The sequence below is a fragment of the Nocardia sp. JMUB6875 genome, assembly GCF_041154655.1.
Lineage (GTDB): Bacteria > Actinomycetota > Actinomycetes > Mycobacteriales > Mycobacteriaceae > Nocardia.
Map to the genome: position 1 here is coordinate 1 of NZ_BAAFGR010000383.1, position 1,557 is coordinate 1,557.

At 64.6% G+C, this 1,557-nt stretch carries 1 protein-coding gene; it reads right to left on the reverse strand.

Annotation, left to right across the window (positions count from 1 at the left end):
• Window positions 1–534 precede the first annotated feature (534 nt).
• The gene (locus tag ACAM49_RS40080) at window positions 535–1,299 is read right to left on the reverse strand and encodes an SGNH/GDSL hydrolase family protein (RefSeq protein WP_369640722.1); all 765 of its coding nucleotides are present in this window, start codon (window positions 1,297–1,299) and stop codon (window positions 535–537) included.
• Window positions 1,300–1,557 lie beyond the last annotated feature (258 nt).

A 1,557-nucleotide genomic window follows, 5' to 3' on the forward strand; every position in this document is an offset into this window, starting at 1 on the left:
ACCACGGCGCGTTCGTATTCCCGCAAGATCCGGGCCGCGGTGACCGCGAGGACGGCGAGAACGACGGCCGCGGCGACGACTGCGATGGTCACGATGAACTCCTCTCGCTGATCAGCACGACATCATCACTGATCAGTGGCTACCGAACGGCTATCAACACGCGAGGAATGCGTCGGGGTTACCTGTACCAACGACGCGACCGCACACGGGTTCGAAATAGCCCGCGAGACAGCAGATCTCTTCTGACGGTTTGTCCCGCAACGGTCGGTGAGCGTGAGCGGACCGACATCGAGCCGGGCGGCTGGTGCCGACGAATTCTGCGGCGGCGCAGTGGGTTCCGCACCGACGACACCCACGGTGAGTGCTTTCGCGGCGACAGCGAGCACGCCGGTGACAATTGCGTTTTTCATTCCAACCAGCCTCCCTTTCAGCGGCCTCGCGCGGGATTGCCGAGGACGGAACCGATGTAGACCGGTGAACCAATTACGCTGAGGCACATCGGTAATGCGCTCAGCGCTGTTCACTGGGCCAGAGTCAGATGTATTCCAGAATTGCGTCGGCGACGGCGCGCATCCCGAGCTCAGTGGGGTGATAACCGCCGAGCAGGCCACCGGAGCGGAAACCGTTGACCCACGGCCGGATTCCGCAGGCCGCGTGCTCCGCGGCGTCGGGTATGGGAATCAGCAATGCGCCGGACAGGCGTGCCGCGTCGGCGGTGGCGAAACGCAGTCCCTCGAAAACATGTCGCAGCGTCCGGGCCTGGTCCACCGTCAGTGGCACGTCGGGACAGAGCGGCTTCGGGTCAACGGCGAGAACGCCACTGTCGAGGACCGGCAGATATCCGACCATCGCGACAACGGCATTCGGCGCGACACGATGAACGGCCTCGACAGTATCGACCAACGCGTCGCGCACCTGGGCATACGCGGCCTGGCTCGGCTCAGGCATCCGGCCGTCGATGGTCTCCGACACCGAACTCGAACCCGCCGATCCCGCGAGCAGCGTTCGCAGGGTGTTGATGTGGCTCGCGCGGCCCATGGCACCGATGTAATCGAGGTCGTTCCCGCCGACGGTGATCGTCACCAACCTCGTATCCTCGTGGACGGCTTCGATCTGGGACATCCCTGCCGTGCCGGTCGACAGCGCGCTCGTTGTCGCTCCTGAGCAGCTCACATCGGTCAGCTCGAGATTGCGGGCAGCCGCGACCAGGTGCGCATAGTTCTTTCCTGATCGGACGCAGGGCAAGTCGACCACGGGATCGATCCCCGGCCCGGCCGCGTACGAACTGCCCAACGCCACATACCCGCTCCCGGACGGGAGCGTTTCGCCAGCGGCCGTCCCGGCGCCGCAGGTCCATATCAACGCCAGGAGGAGGGTCCCGATGACCGAACACCGCACCGAAGCCACTGCTGGAACACGACCCGGTTGCCCCACGAGCTCAACCTCCTAGTGTCATGAATCGTAAGTTCGTTGGCGGTGAAGGGTATAGGGTGGCCGCGTGCCGCCGAAGGTCGAGCCTTTGAAGCTGTCGGATACCGAACGTCAGGTGCTGGTGGG